The sequence below is a fragment of the Bartonella sp. CL100XZDX genome, assembly GCF_042195375.1.
Lineage (GTDB): Bacteria > Pseudomonadota > Alphaproteobacteria > Rhizobiales > Rhizobiaceae > Bartonella.
The window spans coordinates 1-1,588 of record NZ_JBHIOH010000016.1 but is presented as its reverse complement, the minus strand read 5'-3'; the positions used below and the strand labels follow the sequence as shown (position 1 = coordinate 1,588).

Below are 1,588 nucleotides of genomic sequence, written 5' to 3'. Positions count from 1 at the left end.
AAGGTTGCAAATTTAGCTCATAATGGTGATTGTTGGGTCGGTGGCAATGCCATGGTTTATGGTGATGCTCGTATTTACGATAATGCCCATGTTTCGGATAATGCAAAAATTACTGGATCTGCAAAAATTTATGAAAATGCAAGGGTCTATGGTAATGCTAGCGTGCATATTAGAGCTGAGGTTTATGGCAATGCGCAAGTATATGAGAACGCATTGGTTTATGGTGATATTTTTGGACATGCTAAAGTGTATGGAAATGCAAAAATTTATGACACTATTTATGGCAAGTTTCTTGATAAAACTAGAATTTATGGCAATGCTGAGGTTTATGATAAAGCACGTGTTTTAGGAACCTCTCAGGTTTATGATAATGCCCATGTTTATGAAAATGCTATAGTTTTTGATAATGCTAGGGTTTGCGATAATGCCCATGTTTGTGGCGCTGCTATGGTCAANTAATGCCCATGTTTGTGGCGCTGCTATGGTCAATAGAGAAGCCAAGGTTTATGGGAATGCTATAGTGACTGGTTATGCCCATGTTTATGATAAGGGCTGCGTTTATGACAATGCCAAGGTTTATGGCAAGGTTTATGGTGGCGCTTGGGTTTCCAATAATGCTTTAATTTCTGATAATGCCGAGGTTTATGATGATGCTCGCATTTATGACAATGCAAAAATTTATGGCAAGGTCCATGGTGATGCTCATGTCTATGGCAATGCCAAGGTAATTGGCTATACTGAGATTGGTGGTGATACCAAAATTGGTGGCAATTATAAAGAATCTGTTATCACTGGTGATANATAGAGAAGCCAAGGTTTATGGGAATGCTATAGTGACTGGTTATGCCCATGTTTATGATAAGGGCTGCGTTTATGACAATGCAAAAATTTATGGCAAGGTCCATGGTGATGCTCATGTCTATGGCAATGCCAAGGTAATTGGCTATACTGAGATTGGTGGTGATACCAAAATTGGTGGCAATTATAAAGAATCTGTTATCACTGGTGATATTGTTTTTACAACTGTGTAAATGACGCGCGGGCGCGGCGGGGGCGCCCCCCTTTAAACATTTCATTCTAAAATTCAAATCTTTTTATAAAGGAATTGTGCTATGCAAAAAAAGTTTGCACTCACAAATGAGACACGTGTATTTAATAATCAAACTCTTTATCGCATCCAAGCATTAAGGGATTTTGACGATGTTAAGGCTGGTGCCTTGGGTGGTTTTATTGAAAATGAAAGTAACCTCTCTCATGATGGCAATTGCTGGGTCTATGATAATGCTCTTGTTTTAAATCCTGCCCATATTTATGAAAATGCCAAGGTTTTTAATAACGCTATTATAATGGGTAGTGTTTATGGCAATGCCCATGTATGTGACCGTGCCCGCGTTTATGCAAATGCTCATGTTTATGACAATGCGCATCTTTCTTATAATGCTTGGGTTTATCATCAGGCGCGGGTTTATGGAAATGCAAAATTATCAGGAAATGCTCGTATTCATAGCAAGGCGGTAGTTTATGATCATGCTGTTATCAGTGGCGCTGCTAAAATTTATGGCAAGGTTTATGGGAATGCTAGCGTGGG

The 1,588-nt window shown here is 39.2% G+C and carries 3 protein-coding genes and 1 pseudogene; all 4 read left to right on the top strand.

The features are described 5' to 3' along the window. Positions 1 to 459, top strand: a pseudogene (locus ACFILU_RS01320) (hypothetical protein); the annotation flags it as partial. Next, positions 425 to 805, top strand: a complete 381-nt coding sequence (locus tag ACFILU_RS01315) for a hypothetical protein (protein ID WP_375674428.1) — start codon at positions 425 to 427, stop codon at positions 803 to 805. The pseudogene ACFILU_RS01320 and the gene ACFILU_RS01315, both read left to right, overlap by 35 nt. 28 nt (positions 806 to 833) lie before the next feature. Beyond that, a complete protein-coding gene (locus tag ACFILU_RS01310; protein ID WP_375674427.1) occupies positions 834 to 1,031 on the top strand; it encodes a hypothetical protein in 198 nt (65 codons plus the stop codon). An 81-nt stretch (positions 1,032 to 1,112) separates the two neighbouring features. Continuing rightward, the coding region (locus tag ACFILU_RS01305) for a hypothetical protein (RefSeq protein WP_375674426.1) at positions 1,113 to 1,588 on the top strand (476 nt) is incomplete at its 3' end.